The sequence below is a fragment of the Alteromonas sp. ASW11-130 genome (genome assembly GCF_026183735.1).
In the GTDB taxonomy this organism is placed as follows: domain Bacteria; phylum Pseudomonadota; class Gammaproteobacteria; order Enterobacterales; family Alteromonadaceae; genus Alteromonas.
On the sequence record NZ_JAPFRE010000027.1, the window covers coordinates 500049 to 524146 of the forward strand.

23 protein-coding genes are annotated in these 24098 nt (G+C 42.4%); 15 read left to right on the top strand and 8 right to left on the bottom strand.

Features of this window, described 5'->3' with window-relative positions; genetic code table 11:
* Positions 1-2 precede the first annotated feature (2 nt).
* On the bottom strand, positions 3-896 hold the full coding sequence (gene dapA / locus OPS28_RS11425) for a 4-hydroxy-tetrahydrodipicolinate synthase (RefSeq protein WP_265609578.1): 894 nt from the start codon (positions 894-896) through the stop codon (positions 3-5).
* A 173-nt stretch (positions 897-1069) separates the two neighbouring features.
* On the opposite strand from dapA, the gene OPS28_RS11430 reads away from it, so the two are divergent.
* Together OPS28_RS11430 and bcp are read left to right on the top strand one after the other, a co-directional pair.
* Positions 1070-1630 carry a glycine cleavage system protein R gene (locus tag OPS28_RS11430; RefSeq protein WP_265609579.1) on the top strand — a complete coding sequence of 187 codons (561 nt, stop codon included), beginning with the start codon at positions 1070-1072 and terminating at the stop codon, positions 1628-1630.
* A complete protein-coding gene (gene bcp, locus OPS28_RS11435; RefSeq protein WP_265609580.1) occupies positions 1608-2069 on the top strand; it encodes a thioredoxin-dependent thiol peroxidase in 462 nt (153 codons plus the stop codon). The genes OPS28_RS11430 and bcp overlap by 23 nt, the downstream gene beginning before the upstream one ends.
* Positions 2070-2120: 51 nt before the next feature.
* Here bcp and OPS28_RS11440 read toward each other — a convergent pair whose 3' ends face one another.
* Entirely contained in the window at positions 2121-3194 is a 1074-nt protein-coding gene (locus OPS28_RS11440; protein ID WP_265609581.1) for an AI-2E family transporter, read from the bottom strand.
* 373 nt (positions 3195-3567) lie between these two features.
* Between OPS28_RS11440 and OPS28_RS11445 the strand changes: the two genes are divergently transcribed.
* Positions 3568-5031 carry a M48 family metalloprotease gene (locus OPS28_RS11445; RefSeq protein ID WP_265609582.1) on the top strand — a complete coding sequence of 488 codons (1464 nt, stop codon included), beginning with the start codon at positions 3568-3570 and terminating at the stop codon, positions 5029-5031.
* Here the strand turns inward: OPS28_RS11445 and OPS28_RS11450 are convergent.
* On the bottom strand, positions 5017-5532 hold the full coding sequence (locus OPS28_RS11450; RefSeq protein ID WP_265609583.1) for a TlpA family protein disulfide reductase: 516 nt from the start codon (positions 5530-5532) through the stop codon (positions 5017-5019). The two genes, OPS28_RS11445 and OPS28_RS11450, sit on opposite strands and share 15 nt — an antisense overlap.
* Before the next feature lie 78 nt (positions 5533-5610).
* Here OPS28_RS11450 and arsC point away from each other — a divergent pair, with 78 nt between their 5' ends.
* From arsC to OPS28_RS11470, 4 genes are read left to right on the top strand one after another with little or no spacing between them, the layout of a single operon-like run.
* Positions 5611-5964 carry an arsenate reductase (glutaredoxin) gene (arsC, locus tag OPS28_RS11455; RefSeq protein ID WP_265609584.1) on the top strand — a complete coding sequence of 118 codons (354 nt, stop codon included), beginning with the start codon at positions 5611-5613 and terminating at the stop codon, positions 5962-5964.
* On the top strand, positions 5964-6539 hold the full coding sequence (gene wrbA / locus OPS28_RS11460) for an NAD(P)H:quinone oxidoreductase (RefSeq protein ID WP_265609585.1): 576 nt from the start codon (positions 5964-5966) through the stop codon (positions 6537-6539). The genes arsC and wrbA overlap by 1 nt, the downstream gene beginning before the upstream one ends.
* An 18-nt stretch (positions 6540-6557) precedes the next feature.
* Positions 6558-6977 carry a DUF2069 domain-containing protein gene (locus tag OPS28_RS11465; protein WP_265609586.1) on the top strand — a complete coding sequence of 140 codons (420 nt, stop codon included), beginning with the start codon at positions 6558-6560 and terminating at the stop codon, positions 6975-6977.
* Positions 6977-8863 (top strand): hypothetical protein, encoded by a 1887-nt coding sequence (locus OPS28_RS11470; RefSeq protein ID WP_265609587.1) that lies wholly within the window; start codon positions 6977-6979, stop codon positions 8861-8863. The genes OPS28_RS11465 and OPS28_RS11470 overlap by 1 nt, the downstream gene beginning before the upstream one ends.
* Before the next feature lie 32 nt (positions 8864-8895).
* On the opposite strand, the gene hda is transcribed toward OPS28_RS11470, so the two are convergent.
* Both hda and OPS28_RS11480 read right to left on the bottom strand, forming a co-directional pair.
* A complete protein-coding gene (hda, locus tag OPS28_RS11475) occupies positions 8896-9660 on the bottom strand; it encodes a DnaA regulatory inactivator Hda (protein WP_265609588.1) in 765 nt (254 codons plus the stop codon).
* Positions 9653-10753 carry a DUF2066 domain-containing protein gene (locus OPS28_RS11480; RefSeq protein WP_265609589.1) on the bottom strand — a complete coding sequence of 367 codons (1101 nt, stop codon included), beginning with the start codon at positions 10751-10753 and terminating at the stop codon, positions 9653-9655. The genes hda and OPS28_RS11480 overlap by 8 nt, the downstream gene beginning before the upstream one ends.
* 200 nt (positions 10754-10953) lie before the next feature.
* Between OPS28_RS11480 and purM the strand changes: the two genes are divergently transcribed.
* From purM to fadE, 4 genes are all read left to right on the top strand, one after another.
* A complete protein-coding gene (gene purM / locus OPS28_RS11485; RefSeq protein WP_265609590.1) occupies positions 10954-11991 on the top strand; it encodes a phosphoribosylformylglycinamidine cyclo-ligase in 1038 nt (345 codons plus the stop codon).
* Positions 11992-12642 (top strand): phosphoribosylglycinamide formyltransferase, encoded by a 651-nt coding sequence (gene purN, locus OPS28_RS11490; RefSeq protein WP_265609591.1) that lies wholly within the window; start codon positions 11992-11994, stop codon positions 12640-12642. It begins immediately after the preceding gene.
* Position 12643: 1 nt separating this feature from the next.
* A complete protein-coding gene (locus tag OPS28_RS11495; RefSeq protein ID WP_265609650.1) occupies positions 12644-13369 on the top strand; it encodes a DUF3108 domain-containing protein in 726 nt (241 codons plus the stop codon).
* A gap of 217 nt (positions 13370-13586) precedes the next feature.
* Positions 13587-16052 carry an acyl-CoA dehydrogenase FadE gene (gene fadE, locus OPS28_RS11500; RefSeq protein WP_265609592.1) on the top strand — a complete coding sequence of 822 codons (2466 nt, stop codon included), beginning with the start codon at positions 13587-13589 and terminating at the stop codon, positions 16050-16052.
* Positions 16053-16101: 49 nt separating this feature from the next.
* Here fadE and OPS28_RS11505 read toward each other — a convergent pair whose 3' ends face one another.
* The 3 genes from OPS28_RS11505 to OPS28_RS11515 all read right to left on the bottom strand — a co-directional run bounded on the left by OPS28_RS11505 (position 16102) and on the right by OPS28_RS11515 (position 19214).
* Positions 16102-16548, bottom strand: coding sequence for a DUF6174 domain-containing protein (locus tag OPS28_RS11505; RefSeq protein WP_265609593.1), 447 nt, complete (start codon positions 16546-16548; stop codon positions 16102-16104).
* A 1027-nt stretch (positions 16549-17575) separates the two neighbouring features.
* Complete coding sequence (gene add, locus OPS28_RS11510; RefSeq protein ID WP_265609594.1) at positions 17576-18577, bottom strand: adenosine deaminase; 1002 nt, start codon at positions 18575-18577, stop codon at positions 17576-17578.
* Between the two features lies 1 nt (position 18578).
* The gene (locus tag OPS28_RS11515; RefSeq protein ID WP_265609595.1) at positions 18579-19214 is read right to left on the bottom strand and encodes a response regulator transcription factor; all 636 of its coding nucleotides are present in this window, start codon (positions 19212-19214) and stop codon (positions 18579-18581) included.
* Positions 19215-19383: 169 nt separating this feature from the next.
* On the opposite strand from OPS28_RS11515, the gene cmoA reads away from it, so the two are divergent.
* The 4 genes from cmoA (at position 19384) to OPS28_RS11535 (ending at position 24097) form a co-directional block, all read left to right on the top strand.
* Positions 19384-20118, top strand: coding sequence for a carboxy-S-adenosyl-L-methionine synthase CmoA (cmoA, locus tag OPS28_RS11520; RefSeq protein ID WP_265609596.1), 735 nt, complete (start codon positions 19384-19386; stop codon positions 20116-20118).
* Between the two features lie 22 nt (positions 20119-20140).
* Positions 20141-21124, top strand: coding sequence for a tRNA 5-methoxyuridine(34)/uridine 5-oxyacetic acid(34) synthase CmoB (gene cmoB, locus OPS28_RS11525; RefSeq protein WP_265609597.1), 984 nt, complete (start codon positions 20141-20143; stop codon positions 21122-21124).
* Positions 21125-22357: 1233 nt separating this feature from the next.
* Positions 22358-23245, top strand: a complete 888-nt coding sequence (locus OPS28_RS11530) for a kinase (RefSeq protein ID WP_265609598.1) — start codon at positions 22358-22360, stop codon at positions 23243-23245.
* Between the two features lie 39 nt (positions 23246-23284).
* On the top strand, positions 23285-24097 hold the full coding sequence (locus OPS28_RS11535; protein WP_265609599.1) for an HAD-IIB family hydrolase: 813 nt from the start codon (positions 23285-23287) through the stop codon (positions 24095-24097).
* Position 24098 lies beyond the last annotated feature (1 nt).

Consider the following 24098-nt stretch of genomic DNA (forward strand, 5'->3'; position numbering starts at 1 on the left):
TACTATCCTTTATTACTTGCAACAAGTGCATGTTTATTGAGTAAGGCTTCGATTTGTTTTTGACTGCTTAGTTCCGGTAACACCAAGGGTAGACGCAATTGTGCAGAATTGATTTTTCCCATCTTATAAAGTGCCCACTTTGGTATTACTGGATTAGACTCAATAAACAACGCCTGGTGGAATGACATAATTTGTTCATCAAGCTCTTTACATTTAGCAAAGTCACCTTCAAGTGCGGCATTACAGATGGCGGCAATGATGGCAGGCAAAATATTTGCCGTCACTGAAATTACGCCATGACCACCGTTACTTAGAAATTCGCAACTAGTGGCATCATCTCCACTTAGCATAATAAAATTTTCAGGGACTAATGGCTGTGTTTCTTTTAATCGACTGATATCACCCGTTGCATCTTTCAAACCGACAATATTTTTATGTTGTGCCAACTCAGCTACTGTCTCGGGTAACATATCAGCTACCGTTCTACCTGGCACATTGTATAACAGAACAGGTATATCTGTCGCGTCTGCGATCGCGGTAAAATGCGCTATCATGCCTGCTTGTTGAGGCTTATTGTAATAAGGCACTACGCTTAAAAAACCATCTACTCCTAGACTGGCCATCTGTTCACTCAAGTATATTGCTTCGGCCGTAGAGTTGGCACCGCTCCCTGCGATAACAGGCAAAGCGCCATTCGCAAACGCTATTGTTTGTTTCACTACTTCTATATGTTCATTAAAAGGTAAGGTAGCTGACTCACCCGTTGTACCAGCTGCAACAATTCCGTGAGTGCCATTTTTGATATGAAAGTTAACTAACTTTTCAAGCACAGGATAATCTACCCTGCCTTGATCATCCATTGGTGTTATAAGCGCGACGTAGCTGCCTTTAAACATAGAAACCTCATTTTTAGTCAGGCAACATGGTAATTACCTGAGATAGTAAAAACAAGCGCTCAGTAGGCTATAACGCTAAAAAACAATCTTTTTTTTTACAATTCAGTTTGCAAGTGGTCAGAGGAAAATACTCTGTGCTACCATTTGCTATTCCCCAGACTGGAAATGTTTTCATGAAGCAGCAATTGATAGTGACAATTCTCGGTACTGACAAAGGCGGTATATTAAGTCAGATAGCGGCAACTGTCTCAGAAGTACAATGTAATATTTTAGATAGTAGACAAGCTATCTATGGAAAGGAATTTTCCCTGACTATGATTCTGGAAGGCTCTCATACAGCAATTACTAGAGCAGAATGTACATTGCCTGCGGTTTGTCAACGGCTGGATTTGCTTTCGCTTATGAAGCGCACCAGTCACCATGAAAAGCAAAATCTGGAATACCTTTTTAATGTTGAGTTTAGCGGCGCAGATACTGCAGGTTTAGTCCAGGCTGTCACTGGCTTTTTTGCGGAGCGTAATACTTCAATCAGCGCTTTTAGGCAAAGAACCTTCCGCGATCCTTCGACGCAACAAGAAACTATGCGCTGTAAATTTGTGGTAAATGCGCCCAACTCAGTGGACTTTCACGAGATTGAAACAGCGCTTAAAGCTTTATTTGAAAAATTAAACGTAACCGGAAAGGTTACAGACAAGCAGAAAAAGGAAGAAAATGATCACACTACAAGCTGGTGATAAAGCCCCTTCGTTTACGTTACCCGATCAAAACGGCGACATGGTGTCGCTTGAAAAGCTAAAGCAAAATAAAGTCCTGGTTTATTTTTACCCGAAAGCCATGACACCAGGGTGTACAGTACAAGCTCAAAATCTTCGCGACATTAAAGCTGAACTGGATGAGAAAAACGTAGTTGTGATAGGGATCAGTCCAGACCCTGTAAAGCGATTACCTAAATTTGTGGAAAAAGAAAGCCTTAATTTCACCTTGCTATCAGATGAAGATCATGCGGTCGCAGAGGAGTTTGGTGTGTGGGGATTGAAAAAGTTCATGGGCAAAGAATACGACGGAATTCATCGTATAAGCTTTTTAATTGATGAAAATGGAACAATCGAAAAGGTTTTCAATAAGTTTAAAACTAAAGAGCACCATCAAGTCGTGTTAGATTATTTGAATTAAGTATTTAATCATTGCCCATCTGAAATCAATCGACGAGATGGGCAATAATCGTTAAACCATTTGGTGTTTAGCAGAATCCGGGTTACTCGACCAGGCAGTAATAACCGCTTTCACCAGCGTGGCCAGAGGGATTGCAAAAAATACGCCCCAGAACCCCCATAATCCCCCGAAAAACAGTACAGCGATTATAATATAAAGCGGGTGCAAGCTCACAGCTTCTGAAAATAGAATAGGAACAAGCAGGTTTCCATCTAACGCCTGAATGATTCCGTAGGCTACCATTAAATACCAAAACTCTGGGCTTATTCCCCATTGAAACATAGCTACTACGGCAACGGGAATGGTTACCACGGCAGCGCCAATATAGGGAATAAGTACCGACAACCCCACTAGTACACCCAGCAACATAGCGTAGCGTAAATCCATAAGTACAAATGTTACGCAAGAAATAGAACCGACAATAATAATTTCTATGACTTTTCCGCGAATATAATTTGCTATTTGTAAATTCATTTCGTGGCCTACTTGCGTAATTAATCTACGTTCACGGGGAAGCAGGCTTGATATTCTATCGAGAAAGTAGGCTTTGTCTTTTAACATAAAAAACACCATCAGTGGCACTAAAATCAAATAAACCAATAGCGCCGCCACATTAGCGATCGAACTGAATGAGGCGGAGATTAATTGCTCTCCCACAACAACCAGTTTTTCGTTTAGCCCCTCCATCATGTTATGAATCTGGTAAACCTGCACATAGTCTGGGTATTTTTGTGGAAGGGTTATAAGCCAATCTTGAGCACGTTGCCAGATTAACGGGGTTTCCTGTATCAGATTGACACTTTGTTTAGAAATTATTGGCATCAAACCGATAAGTATCAGCACCGAAATACCGATAAACAACAAAAGTACAATGCCACAGGCTAAGCCCCGTCCCACGCCAATTCGCATGAGATGATTTACAGGCCAATCGAGTAGATAAGCAATCACTGCAGCAACCAGAACAGGCATAATCAACCCGCCCCAGAATACAATTACCGCTGTGGACAGAAGTATTAAAATGAGTAACATAGCAGCGTCGGGATCGGAAAATTTTCGACGATACCAGCGACCAAAAACACTTAGCATAAATATTCCCGCTAAATCGACTTTGCTGTAAGGATTGGCATGATAGGAAAAGGAACAAGGGCAAGCAACACAATTATGTTAGTTGCAACGAGAAAAATCTATTTCCATAACTAACATTGAGTATAATGTGATACTGAAAATTAGTTTGGGATGCCCAATTAATACAATGTGTTATGCCCTCGGCATTGATATGTGCCGTAAAAAGTAAAAAGTAAAAAGTAAAAAGTAAAAAGTAAAAAGATAAAAAGTAAAGCTACACTGGCTCCAGTGCGATACGTTGTACAGTCTGTAAGACGAATTGTGAAACCTACTGATTATTAGCGACTCTAACGCTATACGTACGCAATTGCAGTACTCAAATTTGGCAGGATTAATGAGATTATTAGCGCGAACCTTACAATATATAGGATATTTAACCATTGGGTTAACTTTTAACGTTGTTGCCCAAGATGCCACACACAGTAATAAAAACACGCTTCCAGAGATAGGCGTGGTTGCTTCGGATGCATTACCGCTCAACAAAGAAATAATCATTGGCGATGCGGTAATGCGGCAAATGCGCGCCCAATCTCCTATTATTTCAGATCCAATACTTGACGAGTATTTACAAGATTTAGGAAACCGCTTAGTTGCCCAAGCGGAAAACGTAAAATTCCCCTTTAAGTTTTTTTGGGTCAACAACAACGCATTGAATGCGTTTGCTTTTTTCGGCGGTCATATCGGCATTCACACCGGGCTCATTTTTAAAGCCGAAACCGAAAGTGAATTAGCCTCAGTACTTGCCCACGAAGTAGCCCACGTTACGCAACGTCACTTGGCGCGACGTATACAATCCCAGCAGCGCTCTACCCCTATTGCGATAGCCTCTATGTTAGGGGGGATATTAGTTGCAATGGCCGATCCTCAAGCCGGTATAGCAGTAATGCAATCTGGAGCAGCTGCGTCGGCACAAATGCAAATTGATTATACCCGTTCGAACGAACAAGAGGCCGACCGCATTGGTATCGCCATGCTTTCACGAGCAAATTTCGACCCCGACGGTGCTTCCTCGTTTTTTTCTACACTCGCCGAAGAATATCGCCTAGTCTCAAGACCTCCGGCCAGGCTACTTTCGCATCCATTAACAGAGACGCGTATTGCGGATGCGCGCGCCCGTGCGAATGACTATCCGCAAGTACGCGTTTCAGAAAGCCTGTCGTTTCACTTAGCAAGAGCGCGGGTTATGGCTAGGTATGTATTCGATAAAGACTATGCGCTAGAATATTTTAAGGCCGCGGTGGAGAAAAACTCTTTCAGAATTCCTCAGGCGGCCCAGTATGGGCTGGCAATTTCCTACCTTCGCAATGAAGAATACAACAAAGCTGAAGAAATAATGGCAACGTTATTAAAGCAGCATTCAGAAAACCTTTTTTATCTTGATGTCGCCACTGATATCTCAATAGAAAAAAAGCAATACGATGAAGCCATCGAACGATTAGCCCCTCATCTTGCGCGTAAGCCTAGAAATCAAGTGCTGGCGCTGAATCAGGCGAATGTAATGATTGAATCAGGCCAATACCAAAGTGCGATTGCAATATTAAAAGATTTTTTACTGGTAAATAATCAATACCAGCTGCCTTATCAATTACTGACAGAAGCGTATAAAAAATCTCGCCAGTTAAAAGATATGCACCAAGCTAAGGCTGAGACCCTCGCGCTCTACGGGGCCTATTCGCACGCCGTAGATGAACTACAGCATGCTTATAACTTTGCCGATAATAATCATTTAGAAAAACAAAAGATACGAGCCAGAATTAAACAGCTAAGGGAAGAAGAGGAACGTTTAATACGTTTGTGATTTAAGCGTCTTTATTTTTTGTTTTAATCCAGCTTCGGTTTGTTCTCCTAATAAGGTGGCTACTACCTTTCCCTTGGGCGATACGATAAATGTCGCCGGTAAGTAGCTTGGTGTCTGGGTAGGTAGTTTGTTGTTGGCATCGTTAGGGATAACCTCAAACTGAATTTCGAACTCATCGATCATATCCTCTATTTCACTGTGAGGCATAAGGTCATAATTCACCCCGAAAAGCTTTACATCCTTGCCAGCCGATTCAGCAAATCGGTTTAATTCAGGTAATTCGCGTAAACAAGGTGCACACCATTTAGCAAAATAATTCAATACCACCCAATTGCCTTCCAACTGTTGCCAGCGATATTTCGCACCCTGCACCGTCTTAAAATCGACACTGACACTGTTAGCGATGCGAATCCCCAGAACAAAACTTACAGTGCCAATAACCATTGCAAGTATAAGAAAAATACGCTTCTGTTGAAAAGTCTTGCTGAATATGTGACCCATCGTTACAGATTTCCTCTTGATAAATGTTTTCAAAATCGCAATAGTGTCGCCATTCATATCACCATAAAAAAGAACATTATGTCTACCATTAAGATTATACATAACCCGCGCTGCTCCAAAAGTCGTCAAACTCTGGCGCTGCTGGAACAAAAAGAAGTGAGTGCCGAAATAATTGAATACTTAAAGACCCCTCTATCTAAAGATGAGCTAAAAAAGCTTTACACCCAGCTCAATATTGAAGAGGTGGTTCACATGATGCGCCCTAAAGAAGCTGAATTCAAAGAAGCGGGATTAGACAAAACGACTTCAACTGACGAGGAACTGTTCGATGCAATGGTAGCTCATCCAAAGTTATTGGAGCGTCCTATTGTAATCAACGGTGACCAGGCACGTATTGGCCGTCCTCCAGAATCAGTATTGGAAATATTGTAGTGAACCCTATCTTAGTACTATATTACAGCCGCTATGGCAGTACCAAGAGACTAGCTGACACCATTGCCAAAGGAATTGAAAGTGCTGACGTACCTGTGTTGGTAAGAACTGTACCTTCGCTATCCCAGAAGACAGAGACAACCGAGATTAGTGGTAGGCCCCCTGAAGTCACCATAGAAGATCTTGAACAGTGCAGCGCGCTCGCTTTGGGTAGTCCTACAAGATTCGGCAATATGGCCGCCCCCTTGAAACAGTTTTTGGACAGTACTAGTCAAAGTTGGCTAAAAGGCGCGCTAATAGATAAGCCCTGTTGTGTCTTTACTTCTACCAGCAGTATGCACGGCGGTCAGGAAACGACCTTGTTAAGCATGATGCTACCGCTTTTGCATCATGGCATGATATATTGCGGGGTACCTTATTCGGAACCTGCCCTTCACGAAACACGATCAGGTGGTTCGCCATATGGTGTTTCTCATGTAGCTTTTAACAATAGTAATGAGTTATCTGAACATGAGCGAGCGCTGTGTATCGCGCAAGGAAAGCGACTGGCCGAGTTAGCCAAAAAACTTTATTAACTATTTAGTGAATGCTGTATGAATTTATCTACGTCTTTTTATCGTTATTTAGCATTGTTTTCCTATAGCGGCTTACTAATTCTCGTGATTAGTTGGCATAGTATACTGGTTGAAGAAACCCCTTATTCTGGCTTTTTTATTTTCCTCATCTATATATTGCCGCTCCTACTTCCCCTAAAAGGAATAGCTCAAGCCAACCCCTACACCCACGCCTGGGCAAACTTTATCGTTATGTTATACCTTATTCATGGTTTTACCATAAGTTACGCCGAACCGGCATTACGCCTATACGGTATCATTGAAATTCTGTTGGCAACGTTGATGTTTATCGGCTGTAGTTTTTTTGCGAGAAAAAGAGGAAGAGAATTAAACTTAGGATTGAAAAAGCTAAAAGTAGAGATGCAGGAAGAACGCGATCGTTTCAATGGAGTAAAATAATGCGTTGGATTTTGTTTTTCAGTGTAATGTTACTCATTAGCTGTGGGGGCTCTAGCAGCAATGAGACGACGAAAAATACACCTACTTTAGTGATCTCAGGTCCCACCGAAGTGGTGGTCGGTGATTCGGTAGACCTTGTCGTCACGGTCAACAATAATGACCCTATCGAATCGGTCCGATGGGAAGTAAATGACGATAACATCACTCTCTTATCAGCGCATACTCAGGTAGTTAGCTTTGACACGCCATCCGCGCGTGACTATATGTTTAACGTTACCGCGACAACGGCATCAGGAGAAAACTTAAGCACCGATTACTTGTTGACGGTAGTGGAAGGCAGCCCCCCCGAAGCAATTATTAGAATTGGGCATGAAGCTGCAGAAGGAGGCCGTGTCTCTCTGCGTGTCGACAATACTACAGATAAAGCAATTGAGTCTGTCGTTTGGCAACAAACTTCTGGACCCACAGCGGTGGACGTAGTATTTGATGATAATAACGAGCCCCAGCAAAACATTTACTTTGACGCTCCTAGAGTAGACGTTGATGCCATTCTTACCTATCGGGCCACATTACAATACGATGATGGGTCAGAAGCTTCAGATGAAGCACAGGTTTTAGTCAAAAATATGGAAATTGACGAAGATGCATTTTTTACCCGCAGTGAAATGTTTGTCTCAAGCCACATGGAACCTTACCAAAAAGACAGCCCGTACGCAGAAGCATTAAGTAATTGTGTTTATAACAATGAAATCGTCTACCCCTGTAGCTTTGAAACGTTATCACTAATTGGTCAGCAAACTGAATCACCTACAATCGATGACATCCTTGATCGCACGTATGTTTCACACCCATGGATGGGGGATGCGTTTAAAGAATACCTTGAAAATGCTCCAGCAGGGGATGACATGCTTAACTTGCTACGGGCGGTTACGGCAATTGTCATATCCTATGATATTCGCCCCTCGTTTTATTGGGTGGCAACCGGGGCTATATATCTGGACGCGCGTAATTTTTGGAGGACGCCAGCAGAAAGGGATACGTTGAACACGGAGCCCGACTACCGCAGCCAGTTTGGCAACGCATTAAATTATCGCACTACGTGGCGTTATGTGAAAGACGGTGAGTACTATTACCCGCAAAATGGTTTAGCGCCAGAACAACGCAACACCCGCACAATGCTCGGTGTTCAGCAAGCTGTCGACTGGTTGTTATATCATGAGCTGGGGCATGCTAACGATTTTTTTAATTATGCAACCTGGTCACACATTCCGTTATCGACAACCCCGTATGATTGGTTCGAAAATAATTCACCAAAATCAGACGATTTAGCCACGAGTTTGCCATTAACTTCAACTGAACTACATGATTTAGCTGCGGTTAAATACGGTGGCGAAACTGCGACGCCTCAACAAAAAGCCTATACAGCTGAAGATATAGCCAACTTTTTTCAGCAAGATAGCGCCTCGTCTTTTTATTCTTATTACACTACCCGGGAAGATTACGCTACGCTTTTCGAACAGTTCATGATGCTATATCGCATTGAAGCTTCTTCTGATGTGGGTGTGTTCACTGATGAAACGTTTGAGAACGAGACGTATATTCTCACATGGGGCCAGCGAAATCGTATCAATCATCATAGTGTTCAGCAACGAGCAAAGTATGTCGTTAATCGTGTGCTGCCAGAATTAAACGTTACGTCTATACAGGCTGCCCTTCCTGAACCCCAAGTATTGCCTGCGGGCACGGATTGGTATGAAACAGTCACGCTTGATGATGAAAAGGAATCTGTCAATTCGTTAGCAACATTCCGTACGCAAAAAGTAATTGCGACTCCCCGCCCAGACATACAGCCAACGTTACCGTTTCCTGTAAAAGTAAGTCGGTAATTAATAGAAGGCTATTAATTTTTAATTATTAATTAGCCTTCACTTTCGATTACCTGCCTGACTAAATTCAATGTTAGGCGTTTCTTCTCCTGTAGTGACCTTTCATCTAAAATATCTAACACTCGTAGTAACGAAGGTAAATCTCTGTCACTTCGATTAAGTAAATAATCCAACGCCGCCTCTGACAACTTTAAACCTCTTTGTTGGGCCCTAAGCCTGATTACCTTCTTTCTTTCCTCTTCAGTTAATGCGTGGACTTGAAACGTTATACCCCACCCTAACCGAGAGCGAAGATCGGGCAACTTAAAATCAGGATGTGATGGGCCTAGTTCAGACGTGCAAACCAGTGTTGTAAATTGGGACTCATTCACTCGATTAATCAAGTCAAAGATACTTACTTCCCATTCGCGAACTCCCGAGATTGCCTGTAAATTATCAAGACAGATAACGCCCACCTGTTCGAGTCCGTCTAATAATTGCGGATGCAAAGAATTAAAGTCATTCAAATTGAGATAGATATGAGAGGATTGTTGTTGAGCGAGTTCATGACACATTGAAAAAAGTAAATGACTTTTTCCCCTCCCCTTTCCGCCGACAATATTAACCAACGGCATATTTTGCCCTGAATTAGCGTTTAAATATGTTCTCCGATCTTCAAAGGGGGAATTAGACAGCTTCGAAAGCAAGTCAACCAATTGACTGTTTTTCCCCACCACAAAACTGGAAAAGGTTTCATCAACTGGTAAGCTTACAGGAAGCGGTAGTTGTACTGCCTGCGCGGGTTTATTGCTATTCATCCCAGTAAAAATTCAATCCTTCCAAAGGTTGGCCGAATGCATCATTTACTGGCAACAAACGGGATTGCAAAGATAGGCTTTTGATAAGATCGCTTACCGTACCCACAAGCTCAATATCAAACGTTGCCACTGAGCCATGTTGTTGTGATAAGGCCGCTTTCCGTATGACACTTATACTTTCCAGGTAACGTTGGGAGCGTACATACTTTTGTAACGAATTTATGTTAGCCACGGAAATTTTCACAATATTTATCTTTCCATTTTCCGCGCCTGAAGTTACGGCAAAATTTTGCCCAAGATGTTCTGCAAAAGCGTTTATGATAGAAATTGCCAGCTCATCAATTGAATCGCCGTAAAGGGTACCAAACTCAGATTGCGTACGTCCGATAAAAATCCAATCCGTTGCATAGTTACCTTTGGCCACTGTTTTTTCAGCGTCTCTTTTATCTTCTACTACTGGATAGATACGCGCACCAATCACGTAATCAACGTCATATCGCTCAGACGCTTGGGTTAAAGATTTAGCAAACCTGCCCCAAACATCATAAACCGAAATTGCATCATTATCGACTAAATCCATTAACGGCAGACTTAGCGGCACCCCGCGCTCTGCAGCACGTTGGCGAAGCTTACGCGTGGTGGATGAAAGCTGTGCTTCATCTACAATATAGCGTTGTCCGCGTTCATTTTCTATTGCTAACCACAGCAGCGATTCAGGTCGTCGATTTCCCCATACGGGTAATCCTTCACTATGCAAACGTTGCATTAAAACCCGGTTGTCGAATTCAGCCACAAATAACAATTGATTCTGTTTAGACTCGTACTGATAGGAACGCAGGAATTGCTGGGGGTTTGACAACCATCCTTTAACAGCTGGCAATGTGACTATATCCGTTTGTCCACTCATCTTTACCAAAACCTGCTCTAGCGCTTGTCTCTGCGCTTTCTGTTGAGTCTGCCGAGACTGATCAGAGACCGGCACCCTTGCCACATGTGACTCAACTGAAACGCTTGCATACGCCGCAAATATAAGAAAATTTGACGCTAACCAAGCGATCGCGATAACGGACAGGTATCGAATAAAAAATGACATCAGTCGATTGACAACCTTCATTTAAAACTGAATTCAAAAAATGAGGCGTTATTGTGTGCTATTTGAAAAAGTTTTTCACCTTATAAAGTGTATTTTATCGTTAATCTTAGGAACGAAAAAACAAGTAACAAGATTGGACTTACTTTCACTACCTGATAGAATTCGCGTTTTTCCTACCACTACCGAATCAGGGCAAAACAGTGAGCGATAAAACCACACCACTTAGCTATAAAGATGCTGGCGTAGATATAGATGCTGGTAATCAACTTGTAGAGCGTATAAAAGAAGTTACCAAACGTACGCATCGCCCTGAAGTAAAAGGCGGCCTGGGTGGTTTTGGTGCGTTGTGCGAAATACCAGCAAAATATAAACGTCCATTATTGGTTTCCGGTACCGATGGCGTAGGCACCAAATTACGGTTGGCTATGGACGCTGGCATTCACGACGGTGTGGGTATTGATCTTGTCGCCATGTGTGTAAATGATTTAATTGTTTTAGGCGCAGAACCTTTGTATTTCCTTGACTACTACGCCACGGGAAAGCTCGACGTGAATGTGGCTGCAGAGGTGGTAGCCGGTATTGGTAATGGGTGTGAGCAAGCCGGTTGCGCTTTGATCGGTGGTGAAACAGCCGAAATGCCTGGGATGTATCAGGACGGAGATTATGACATTGCAGGCTTTTGCACTGGAGTAGTTGAAGCCGACAATGTTATTGATGGCAGTCAGGTCAATCCAGGTCAGAAAATTATTGCATTAGCATCTTCGGGTCCTCATTCAAACGGTTTCTCGTTGATTCGTAAAATTATAGAGGTGTCTGACGCGGATATTGAAGCTGAGTTCGATGGAAAACCTCTTAAAGAGCATTTACTTGCCCCCACAAAAATTTATGTAAAGTCAGTGTTGACACTACTTGAAAAGATAAACGTAACCGCTATCAGTCATATAACTGGAGGTGGATTTTGGGAAAATATCCCCAGAGTACTGCCGGATGACTGTAAAGCAGTTATCGACGAAAGTAGCTGGCAATGGCCAGCTATATTCAATTGGTTACAACGTCAGGGCAATGTTGAACGCCATGAAATGTACCGCACGTTTAATTGTGGTGTGGGCATGATACTGGTAGTAAATGAAGCGGATGTAGAACCTACAATTGCACTTCTACAAGAGCAAGGAGAGTCAGCTTGGTTGATTGGACATATTGAAGCAAAAGATTCAGACCTTTCTGTTGAGATTAATTAGATGACTCCAGTAGTACCTTCGATTTGCGTTTTAATCTCTGGTAACGGCTCTAACTTACAAGCTATTATTGATGCCATCGCTACTGGGAAACTTGAAGCGAAAATCGCCTGCGTGATCTCAAATCGTACTGACGCATATGGTTTAACAAGAGCAGAAATGGCTGGTATTCCAGCCCACACTCTCGATCACAATGCGTTCGATGATAGAGAAAACTATGATTACGCTTTGAAAGAATTAATCGACCGTTACCACCCTGATTGCGTGGTGCTTGCAGGCTTTATGAGAATCTTGACTGCAGATTTAGTCAATCATTACGCAGGCAAGATGTTTAATATCCATCCTTCGTTATTACCCAAATACAAAGGATTGCATACCCATAAACAAGCTATCGAAAATGGCGATACTGAACATGGAGTCAGTGTACATTTTGTTACCCCTGAGCTAGATGGCGGTCCAGTTGTAATACAAAGCAGAGTACCTGTTTTTGAAGACGATTCGGAAGTGGAACTTGCGGCGCGGGTACAGGAACAAGAAAGGCAAATTTACCCGTTAGTGTTACAATGGTTTTGTAGTGGCAGGTTGGTAATGCACGAAAATAACGCCATAATGGATGGACAACGTCTTCCATTATCAGGCTATGCAAGTGAGTAAAATGAACCCGCTCAAATCATTTCAACATGCAATCGTTTGTTCGACTGTAATTGTTTCAATGTTTTTGGCTGGTTTTGTCTTCGCAACATTACCGCAGTTGGTTCCGTTCAAGGCGGAATATATTGCATACAAATGGGGAGATGATATTGGAAAAGCAGAGTTAAAATTAGAAAAGTTATCTAAGAACCAATACTCGCTCACCTATTCCTCTGACGTGTCAAAATTTTTCTTGTCAGATAAACGCTACGAACATTCAATTTTTACGGTGAGAAATAATCATCTGGTTCCCCATCAGTACTATTTTAGTCGTACCGGCACCGGCGCCGACAAAAAGCTTAAACTGAAGTTTGTGGAAAAACCCGAACGTCAGATTTTAGTTAATGAGTCAACCTCCCAAGACTGGCACAAAGAGTTAGATAACCAACTTTACCGTATTGATTTACCCCGCCAGTTGGCCGCGGGTAAAGAGTCTTTATCGTATGATTTCATTAATTACCGCGCAGAAATACGGAACTATCAAATTGATGTAGTAGATAAAGAAACGCTAGTGTTACCTTATGGCAAGCTTGATACTATTAAAGTTCAAATTATCAGACAGTCTAGCAGCCGTGAAACCTACGCGTGGTTTGCCCCTGCACTGGATTATAATCTTGTCAGATTGCAACAATTCAAAGATAATGATGAACAGGGTGATATCAAATTAGTAAGCTATACGCCTATAAACTAACCTGCCAAGAAAGCCCTATTGCCTAGATCAATATAAACGCGCTTCCCTTCTATTTCTTAGTTAGTTTACGTCGATTCGCCTTGATCTTTTACCACATTGATTATAATTTTAAACTATTCTGGTCAGACCTCAATTCACGCTGATAAGCCGTGTCTGAGAATAAGCAATTCAATAAACCGTCTTGAATTGCATAGCCGTTTATCAAGGAGACATACTAATGGCTGAATTTATGTGGCTTTTAATTATTTTGATTGCGCTAAGTATTGCCAGTTATAAGCGCGCTAGCCTTACCACCAGCGCTGCCGTAGTAGCGGGAATAATGGTCATCGGGACGCTGTTCTCAGAAATTGACTGGCTGGGGTGGCTGGTTTTTCTAGCGATAGCAGTACCACTCGTTGTTCCGTCGTTGCGAAAGCAGTATATCTCTAGCAAACTTCTAGCATTCTACCGCAAGGTTATGCCGGAGATGTCTGTTACCGAACAAGAAGCGATAGACGCTGGTACGGTCTGGTGGGACGGTGAGATCTTCAGCGGCAACCCAAATTGGGATAAACTACATAGCATTCCAAAAGGACGCCTGACGGCTGAAGAACAAGCATTTTTAGATGGGCCTGTAGATCACGTTTGTTCAATGGTTGATGAGTGGCAAATCAATCATAAAGATGCAGATTTATCACCTGAGATTTGGGCTTACCTAAAAGAGCACAAGTTTTTTGCCATGATCATTAAGAAAAAATACGGTGGCTTGGAATTTTCTGCTTTCGCTCAGTCTCGCGTATTACAAAAACTTGCTGGCACCAGTGCAGTTCTATCCAGTACCGTGGGTGTACCTAATTCATTAGGTCCTGGGGAATTACTGCAACATTATGGAACCCAGCAACAGCAAGACTATTATTTACCACGCTTGGCTAGCGGTGAAGAAATTCCATGCTTTGCCCTTACGGGCCCGGAAGCTGGTTCTGACGCAGGTGCTATACCTGACGTAGGCGTAATCTGTAAAGGTCAGTGGGAAGGCGAAGAAATTACGGGCATGCGCTTAACCTTTAACAAGCGATACATTACGCTCGCTCCTATCGCCACGTTGATTGGCTTAGCATTTAAATTGCAGGATCCCGATGGCTTATTGGGAAATGAAAAAGATTTAGGCATAACCTGCGCGCTTATCCCAAGAGATACCGATGGCTTAGAAATTGGTCGGCGTCATTTTCCACTTAATACGCCTTTCCAGAATGGCCCCATCAAAGGAGAAGATATTTTTGTGCCTCTCGATTATATTATCGGTGGCCCAAAGATGGCTGGCCGCGGCTGGCGTATGCTGGTGGAGTGTTTATCTGTGGGTCGTTGTATCACCCTGCCCTCTACTGCTGCCGGCGGTGCAAAACAGGTAGCGCTTGCAACGGGTGCCTATGCTCGCATCCGCCGCCAATTCCGTATTCCTGTCGGTCAAATGGAAGGCGTCGAAGAAATGCTCGCTCGCATTGGGGGTAACGCCTACCTGATGGACGGTGTCACTCGCTTTTCAACTGTTGGCATTGGATTAGGTGAAAAGCCATCGGTAATTTCTGCTATTAGTAAATACCACCTAACCGAAAAGATGCGCCAGGTAATTAACGACGCAATGGATGTGCACGGTGGTAAAGGCATTATGTTAGGCCCCAATAATTATCTGGGACGTGGATATCAAGGTGCGCCAATTTCTATTACGGTAGAAGGTGCGAATATCCTCACACGTAACATGATGATTTTTGGACAAGGCGCGATGCGTTGTCATCCCTATGTTTTGCAAGAGATCCACGCAGCTAATCTAGAAGATCGCGAAGAGCGACTGGAAGAGTTCGATAAGGCAGTATTTGGTCACATCGGTTTTACCCTCTCCAATTTGGTGCGTAGCAAATGGTTCTCATATACCGGGGGATATTTGCATAGCAGTCCATTTAAAGATAGCACTGCGCAATATTATAGATTGTTGCAAGGTTACAGCGCCAATCTAGCCTTACTTTCAGACGTATCCATGGCTGTACTTGGTGGTGATCTTAAACGTCGTGAGCGTTTATCGGCTCGCTTAGGCGATATATTAAGTGGGTTATTTCTGGCAAGCACCACGCTGAAACGCTACGATGAAGATGGCCGATTACATGAAGACGCACCACTTATGCATTGGGCAATGATGAATACGTTGTATGACATTGAAACGGCAATAGATGATTTTCTAGCAAATTTCCCTAATAAAGCAGTGGCGTTTTGCTTACGGGCTATTGTGCTTCCGTTTGGACGTCGTTGTAGCAAGCCTTCAGACTACATCGAGCATAAAATTGCTTTATTATTGCAACAACCTTGTTCAGCGAGAAGTCGTTTGGGTGATGGCCAATACCTTACACGGGAAAAAGGCAATCCATTTGGGGAGTTGGAACAAACGTTGGAAGACATTCTAGCCAGCGAACCTATTTTTGACCGAATTAGCAAAGAGAAAGGCCAAAAATTATCATTTACCCAATTAGATAAACTTGCTGACGAAGCGTTGGATAAAGGTTGGATCACCCAAGCCGAAGCCGAGCAATTGCGTAAGACTGAAGCAGGTCGTTTGCATGTAATCAATGTTGACGATTTTGAACATGAGGAATTGATCGCAAATCAGGCTACCAAGCCAAAGGCTAAAACCAGTAAGAAAACTAAAGCTGCTTAGTGTGCAACGTAAGAAGAGAGGGGGCTTCATTATGAAGCCCTTTTTTTGTTTAAATAAAAGAGCTAATAGATATTATATGCCCATCACAGGGCGCAGCAGATTTTTCCACTGAGTATTTTACTGGAAAATGCAAAGTATTATCAAATTCCGGGGTGCCTTGTAGCGTATCAACTTGCTGTTTCATATTTATAAAAACCCGATCGATCGTAGGAAAGACGCGTTCGCTTGGCTCTAGATAGCTACCTTGACTTGGTATATATAGCGAGGTGATTTTACCTTCAACTACTTGAATTTCTACTGGCGGAAATGGTTGGGCAGTGGGACAGTCATTCGGCGTCTCGCTATAAGTAAACGTATAAGAGTTTATTCCCGTAGCTTCCCATGCCGTTTGTTTTTCTAAAATAATCTCACGTAAATTCTGCTCTACCCTTTCTTCATTTTCGTTCCCACAGCCCAGTAACAGACCAGAAATAATAACCACTAAATATTTATTCATTTACATCCCTTTATAACGTTAATGCTGTTTTAAGAAGAAATCGTAACACCAACAAAGCTAAGAATTACGTTAACTATGCTTTGTGCAGCGTCTTAAATTATTGTTTACTATTTTCTCGTATATTTGCAATGCTACGCTCAACGGTGAAATAAGTCTCGGTAGATTTTTCGCAGGCAGAAACATTACCTTTTTGCTAAATACGTTAAAAACCTTCGCGTAACTGGTATAGCGAATCGAAAGGTTTTGCCAAACCTTCACAATCGCATAATTAACTACATAGAATTGGATAACATGCCGTAATTGCAAAAAGATAAAGCAGAACGATTACAATGAGGCGAAAAAAAGCGGATGCCATTGCGGCTTCCTTTACCTTTTCTGTACCTTTTCTGGGGTTTGTTAAACCGCAATTAAAAGATGTCGGTGTGTATTGGTGGGGTTAAGATGGATTCAATTGTGAGAAGTGAGAAGTGAGAAGTGAGAAGTGAGAAGTGAGAACATTCAGTTTCACCACGAACGATACCACTTCTTTACCTTCACTTCCTCAATATTGAACCTTCCATCCGTTTAAACTGCCCGTAGTAAACCTGCTTCGGTAACGTGTAAACGGCGGTAAACCCTTAAATCAGCTTATTTTAATGCTGATCCTTACATTGGGTAAATGCATCTGTTGCTTCAATGTAAAGCGTTATGAAATGAATAAATAGTATTCATATAAACAGTTGAATTATTGCATAAAACAATCCAGTTTTGAGCTATTTTCCTATAATTGAAAGTTTGAGTTGAGAGAGCGAAAATACTGTTTTAATAAGCCAGCCTGTTATGGCGATCATGGCCTTGGACTGCAATGATGACACTTCGTAGTTATTTTGCGATGGCACGTTGCGACAGGATATGACGCAGAGTAGACTGGCAGTTTAACAACTGGCTGATATGCTAATTACGACACTTCCCCCCAAATTAGAGTGACAGTTTTCTTTTGATCACACGAAACCACGTAAATGCCTTTAAACTAGTTTAAGATTCTGACTTACTTCTTAACACCCTTACTTTTTAGTTTTGCTTTATCATCATCACTTAAAAAGGCTTGCTCCACTGCGTTTAATTGAATTGTGGCCAGCTCTTCTTTAGTAAATCCAATAACGTCATAGGCAACTCTATACTCGTGCTCTAAATCAATCGCCGAGACGCCCGGGTCATCAGTATTCAAGGTTACCTTAATGCCGCGGTGAAAAAATGACTTCATGGGGTGATTTGCTGTATCAACCAAAGTGGTCGTTTGATAATTGGAAGTAGGACAACTCTCTATACCAATTTGATTTTCGGCAAGATAGTCTAATAACTCGTCATCATTTTGGGCTGCTACGCCATGGCCTATTCTGCTAGCGCCTAATAAGCGAATGGCGTTCCATATACTATCACTTCCTGCGGCCTCACCTGCGTGAACAGTAATTGCCCACCCTGCCCTTTGTGCTTGGTTGAAATGCTGACTGAATAATGGCGCCGGATAACCTGCTTCATCGCCCGCTAAATCTAAAGCGACGATATGATCCTTGTGCGCTAATAATGCCTGAAGTTCTAGCTCACAACAATCTACCCCAAAGGTCCGGCTTAAAATACCAATCAAATTTGCCTTCACACCGAACTCTTTTTGACCGTCTTTTACCCCGTTGATGACTGCTTCCACAACAGCGTCAACCGGAAGCTTATGTGCGTGAGCCATGTAATAGGGAGAAAAGCGCAGCTCAACATAGTCGAGCGATTCATTCTTAGCATCCTGCACATTTTCATATGCAATACGATAACATGCGTCCAAATCGGCAAGTACCGATACGCCATAGTCAAGTTTCTTTAAGAAAGCCAATAAATCACTTGTACGATCACGTATCTGCACGCTATCAGCTAATTGCGCTAAATTGTCTACCGGCAATGGAATATTATGCTGTTGTGCAAGCTCCCAGATAGTGGCGGGCCTGATATTGCCATCTAAATGGCGATGTAAGTCAATGACAGGTAGAGTGTAATCTATCATGTTAAATCAATTGCAATTTTGACATTATCAGTACTGCTTGTGTGCGTGTTTTGATATCGAGTGTACGTAATACCGCACTTATGTGTGCTTTAACCGTGGCTTCAGTTACATTCATCTTTTCCGCGATCTGGCGATTCATTAATCCGGTATGCAAATGTTGAAGCACTTCTATTTGTTTACCTGTAAGACTTCTAAAACGATAGAGAATATCAACTAAACTGGTATCTACATGCTTAATTTCATCCTCCATTGCTTCTGGCAACCACTTTTCGCCATTTTTTAGAGCCATGATCGCTTCTGCTACCTGAGCAATGGAACCTGATTTTGGAATAAAAGCACTGGCGCCTAAATCCATTACTAACGCCACCACTTCTGCTCCTTCCGTTGCAGAAATAACTGCGATAGGAATTTTAGGATACTTTTCGCGTAGCGTGATCAGCCCGTTGAAGTAGGCACATCCAGGCATGATTAGATCGAGTAAAATTAGCTCAATATTGGGATGCTCTTGCAAAGTCGAGAGCATGCTCTCCAAATTATCAGCCTGGTACATGATTGAATCAGGAAAGTGCGGTTGCAGAGCCGACATCATCGCTTCCCTGAATAGCGGATGATCATCTGCAATTAATAGTTGAGTCATTCAAAATTCTGTCAGCTATATTCTAATTGACTTAGGGTAATACTTATGTGGTGCAAGATGAAGGCTTAAGTCGAAATTGTTTCGAGGTTTTTATACTAATTTATGAAAAATTTGGCAAACGGTTGTAAGCAGGTAAAATAAGCCCCCCCTCAAATTAGCGGTGACCATAATGGCAAACAAACCGGACAAAATATTCGCGACACCCATGCAGTCAGTTAATGATTTTGCGTTTGACGAAGCCGTTGCAGACGTTTTCCCTGATATGATTCAACGTTCTGTACCTGGCTACGAGTCAATCATTCATACAATTGGTGAAATTGCCAGCCGTCACGTCACTACTCATTCAAGAGTTTATGACCTTGGAGCATCGTTGGGGGCCGCCAGTCTATCAATTGCGCGGGCCACATCTCATCATCCCTGTGAGATCATTGCTGTGGATAATTCCGAAGCCATGACCGATCGATGCAAGCGTATTGTCGCTGGCTTTTCGCTACCAAATCCAATTAAGGTGGTATGTGATGATATTCAAAACATACACATAGAAAACGCGTCAATGGTAGTAATGAATTTTACTATGCAATTTATTCCCCCCAATGACAGGATAGCCATGCTGACAAAGATTTTTGATGGGCTAAACCCTGGGGGGGTATTAGTTCTCTCCGAAAAGATTAGTCACCCGTCTGAAGCTGGTAACGAACTGCTTATCGATTTGCATCACCAATTTAAACGCAACAATGGCTATAGTGAACTAGAGATAAGCCAAAAGCGAGCGGCACTGGAAAACGTAATGCTTATTGATACATTTAGTGACCATGAGCAAAGGCTACATAAGGTAGGCTTTGCAGATGTAGTAATGTGGTTTAAGTGTTATAACTTCACCTCACTTGTCGCCATTAAGTCTTAAAGAAAAAAGGTATAGACTACTAATGAGTCGTTTACATGATATCTGGTTCTCAGAGTGCTACCAGGATTTACTTAACTCGCCTTTAGCCCATTGGCTACAAACACTTCCAGCACAACTCGAGTATTGGCAGCGCAATGAATTACATGGCGAGTTCAATAAATGGTGTAAGCTACTTAAAAAGTTACCTGAGACTCATCCAAGCCATGTCGATTTGGTCGATAGTGTAACTATAGGCAAAGTAGAAGACATTACAGAATACGCTCAAAAACAGATTACTGGGTTGTTGAAGCAATTTATGCCGTGGCGGAAAGGACCTTTCTTCGTGCATGACATACATGTTGATACAGAATGGCGATCAGATTGGAAATGGGAGCGTGTCTTGCCGCATATTTCCCCCCTTGCAAATCGTTACGTATTAGATGTCGGTTGCGGTAGCGGTTATCATATGTGGAGAATGCTCGGAGCAGGTGCGAAAGGCGTTTACGGCATAGACCCAACTCAGCTGTTTCTTATCCAATTTCATGCTATTAAGCATTTTATCCCGCAGCGGCAGATTCATTTTCTACCAATAGGGATAGAACAAATGCAGCCGCTTAATGCGTTTGATACTGTATTTTCAATGGGCGTGCTATATCATCGCAAGGATCCCCTGGCGTTTTTAAACCAACTAAAACACCAGTTGCGTAAAGGCGGCGAATTGATACTCGAAACCTTAGTAGTAGAAGGTGATCAGAACACTGTGATGATGGCGGGTGAACGCTATGCGCAAATGCGTAATGTTTGGTTTCTCCCAAGTGTTGAAGCGCTTAAAGTCTGGTTAACCCGATTAGGTTTTGAAGATATCAAGGCGGTTGACGTAAACACTACCTCGTTAGAAGAACAACGTAGTACGGAGTGGATGACCAATAACTCGTTAAAGGATTTTCTTGACCCTAACGATGTATCTAAGACGATTGAAGGGGCCCCCGCACCTAAACGCGCGGTGTTAATAGCAACTCGAAGTTGATTAAACGATGAAGCTATAGGCTCGCAATACACCCCAAAACCGCAGCGAAAGCTGCGCTCCCCCATTAACTGCTAATATTCTATTCAAATTACGTACATGTTACTTATACCCACGAACGTGATAGTGTACTTTGAATCGAATGGGAGTAAATCCTTACCTTGAAAGTGCGTAGCGGGCTACACACTTTCAAGATCGCCTAAACTTGTTTTCACCCGATGCTTACCGCTATGGTAAGAAGGTTAAACACTTTACGAAGCCTGAAAAGAATATCAATAGAAAACAAAACGGCCGTCCAGGAATGAACCGGGTTTGGGTATGGCTCAGAAAATAAAATTGTAACTACTGCGCCAGTTGCGTAACTAAACAAACCGTCTAAACAGTCGTTAGGCAGGCCATCAAATGAGCGACACATTAATGAGGCCGTTTAAACAAGTATGATGCTACGCATCATCGCATTGGAATAAGCAAGCGTCTTTTTATGATATGTACTCACTTCACCAATGCCTAGCATGCTTATGCACTCCTATTATCATCTCGCCTACCGTAGCTTTATATTTCAACGGTATCCAAAAATCAAATGTGCAGATATACAAAGAAAATATGGCGTAGTTGTTACAGGAGGACAATACTTACCTCGTACGGATACGCGTTTGGCTGTCGGTGCTGACAATAACTTTCTACAATAAAATATCGATTTCTGTAAAAAAATCGATAATCAGCAAGACCAGATTTGGAACTTGATTTGATTTTGGAACTTGATTTGATGATACATCCTTCTTTATTGCGTTTTGGTGATGGTCCCTAAAGAAATTTCGAGAGTAGATATTTTGAGAGTAGATTTTTACGTCTAAATACTCATAATTTTCCAAACGTTAAGGGATAATTTGCTAACCGGAGGCTACCTTTTGCTACATGATTTAGGATGCAGAACAATTAAGTCATGTTTAACACTGGCGGATGCTCATACACAAGCCATTGTCTAATAACTGTTCTGAGTCGTGTTGTCGAACTCGCTTACATTGTCATTAAAAGGGACCTCGAGAGTGTTAAGCCGATAATGAAAAAAAATTTTTTTGTATTAATAGAAAGGATTTTATTAACATATGTAAAAGTAACAGTGATTCGTACGTAATCGCTCCCAGACTTTTTCTTCTTTCAATTTTCGCAATTGGCACATTTGTTGTAATCTTAACGTATTGATTTTGTGCATCAGAATCACCAAAAGGTTGCATTATGGATTTAAGCGGTTTTCTTGCTCGTCACCAGCTTCCTGAAACATATAGGGAGGTTGCACAAAAATGGTTCGTGCCACTAGCCGAATCCATTATGTTGCAGCTAAAGGGTGCAGGGCGCCCATTTTTTGTGGGTATTAATGGGTGTCAGGGGTCAGGCAAGTCAACATTAACTGAGTTTCTTTCCGAATATTTGTGTACGACGCATCAACTCAATGTCGCTTGTATGTCTCTGGACGACTTTTATCTAAGCCAAATCGAACGTGTAGATCTTGCAGAAACTATCCACCCTTTACTAAGAACGCGTGGTGTACCAGGCACTCATGACGTTACCCTGATGAACAATGTGTTCACGCAATTAAAAGCTGACGGTGAAGTTGCCCTCCCCCGATTCAATAAAGCAGATGATAACCCTTTCCCTCAAGAGACTTGGCCGGTGATCAATACGCCGCCGGACATCGTTATAGTAGAGGGATGGTGTTGGGGGGTGCCGCCGCAATTGGAACAAGATTTAGTTTCACCGATCAATACGCTAGAGGAAGCGGAAGACAGTGAAGGTATTTGGCGTAGATTTGTTAATCAACAATTAGCTGAACGCTATCAACCGCTTTTTGCGCAAATGAATTACTCCATTATGCTGAAAGGGTTATCGTTTGAGCATGTTTTTAGATGGCGATGCGAACAAGAACATAAACTCGCAGCTAAAACCTCAGCAAATAGTACTGCCATAATGACAGATGAACAAATTGCACGTTTTATCCAACATTATCAGCGTCTAACTGAACACAGTTTTCAAGCATTACCGCCATTATGTGATGTGGTATTTAAACTGGATGAAAATAGAAATATTGTCCACGTTAACACCGACAATAAACAGCGCAAACTATAAAATTAAAAAGTAAAAAGTAAAAAGTAAAAAGGTACGCATTTGAAAACGGTTATATTTACAGATATGGATGGCACTCTACTCGACCACGAAACATACAGTTTTGTACCAGCGAAGCCCACGCTGGCCAAGCTCGCTGAGCTAGGTGTTCCGGTTATCCCCACCACCAGCAAAACCTTTGCAGAACTTATAGATTTAAGAATAACCATTGGGCTGAATGGCCCTTTTATAATTGAAAATGGTGCCGCTATTTATATACCTCATGGTTTTTTCAAACAAAAACCCGCGGGTACCACATGGCAAGACGGATTTTGGTGTAAAACCTTTATTTCTTCTAAAGGCTATTGGTTAAAACAGCTTGATATAGCTAAGTTAGAATTTGCCGGCGAGTTTAACCACTTCAGCAACATGGATATCAGTGAAATTCAACAAGCGACGGGTTTAGATGAGCTTTCAGCCGCTAAAGCAGCACAACGACAATTCGGCGAGCCTGTGTTGTGGACGGGGTCGGCGGAACGCAAACGATCATTTCTTGATGAAATGACTCAAAGAGGTGCCCATCCGTTAGAAGGGGGGCGCTTTATCCATATTTCTGGCGACTGCAATAAAGGCGCCGCGCTTACCTGGTTTATGGAGGAATATCAGCGTCAAGTTGGGGAAGCTACCCAAGCCATTGCGCTCGGAGACGGTAAAAATGACATCGCTATGCTCGAGGCTTCTGATATTGCTGTACGAATAGCATCCAATCACCACCAACCACCTGAGCTAGATAAAGAAGACAACGTATACACAAGCACTCTCACTGGTCCTGAAGGCTGGCGGGAAATGGTAAATCAACTTGTATTAGAAATATAGC

Coding starts and splice junctions, on each gene's coding strand:
- cmoB (WP_265609597.1), top strand. CDS start 20,141: ATGAGTCGTTTACATGATATCTGGTTCTCAGAGTGCTACCAGGATTTA.
- OPS28_RS11440 (WP_265609581.1), bottom strand. CDS start 3,194: ATGCTAAGTGTTTTTGGTCGCTGGTATCGTCGAAAATTTTCCGATCCC.
- OPS28_RS11470 (WP_265609587.1), top strand. CDS start 6,977: ATGCGTTGGATTTTGTTTTTCAGTGTAATGTTACTCATTAGCTGTGGG.
- OPS28_RS11430 (WP_265609579.1), top strand. CDS start 1,070: ATGAAGCAGCAATTGATAGTGACAATTCTCGGTACTGACAAAGGCGGT.
- purN (WP_265609591.1), top strand. CDS start 11,992: ATGACTCCAGTAGTACCTTCGATTTGCGTTTTAATCTCTGGTAACGGC.
- OPS28_RS11450 (WP_265609583.1), bottom strand. CDS start 5,532: ATGGGTCACATATTCAGCAAGACTTTTCAACAGAAGCGTATTTTTCTT.
- OPS28_RS11480 (WP_265609589.1), bottom strand. CDS start 10,753: ATGTCATTTTTTATTCGATACCTGTCCGTTATCGCGATCGCTTGGTTA.
- bcp (WP_265609580.1), top strand. CDS start 1,608: ATGATCACACTACAAGCTGGTGATAAAGCCCCTTCGTTTACGTTACCC.
- fadE (WP_265609592.1), top strand. CDS start 13,587: ATGGCTGAATTTATGTGGCTTTTAATTATTTTGATTGCGCTAAGTATT.
- cmoA (WP_265609596.1), top strand. CDS start 19,384: ATGGCAAACAAACCGGACAAAATATTCGCGACACCCATGCAGTCAGTT.
- add (WP_265609594.1), bottom strand. CDS start 18,577: ATGATAGATTACACTCTACCTGTCATTGACTTACATCGCCATTTAGAT.
- hda (WP_265609588.1), bottom strand. CDS start 9,660: ATGAATAGCAATAAACCCGCGCAGGCAGTACAACTACCGCTTCCTGTA.
- OPS28_RS11495 (WP_265609650.1), top strand. CDS start 12,644: ATGAACCCGCTCAAATCATTTCAACATGCAATCGTTTGTTCGACTGTA.
- OPS28_RS11465 (WP_265609586.1), top strand. CDS start 6,558: ATGAATTTATCTACGTCTTTTTATCGTTATTTAGCATTGTTTTCCTAT.
- OPS28_RS11505 (WP_265609593.1), bottom strand. CDS start 16,548: ATGAATAAATATTTAGTGGTTATTATTTCTGGTCTGTTACTGGGCTGT.
- OPS28_RS11515 (WP_265609595.1), bottom strand. CDS start 19,214: ATGACTCAACTATTAATTGCAGATGATCATCCGCTATTCAGGGAAGCG.
- OPS28_RS11530 (WP_265609598.1), top strand. CDS start 22,358: ATGGATTTAAGCGGTTTTCTTGCTCGTCACCAGCTTCCTGAAACATAT.
- arsC (WP_265609584.1), top strand. CDS start 5,611: ATGTCTACCATTAAGATTATACATAACCCGCGCTGCTCCAAAAGTCGT.
- dapA (WP_265609578.1), bottom strand. CDS start 896: ATGTTTAAAGGCAGCTACGTCGCGCTTATAACACCAATGGATGATCAA.
- OPS28_RS11445 (WP_265609582.1), top strand. CDS start 3,568: ATGAGATTATTAGCGCGAACCTTACAATATATAGGATATTTAACCATT.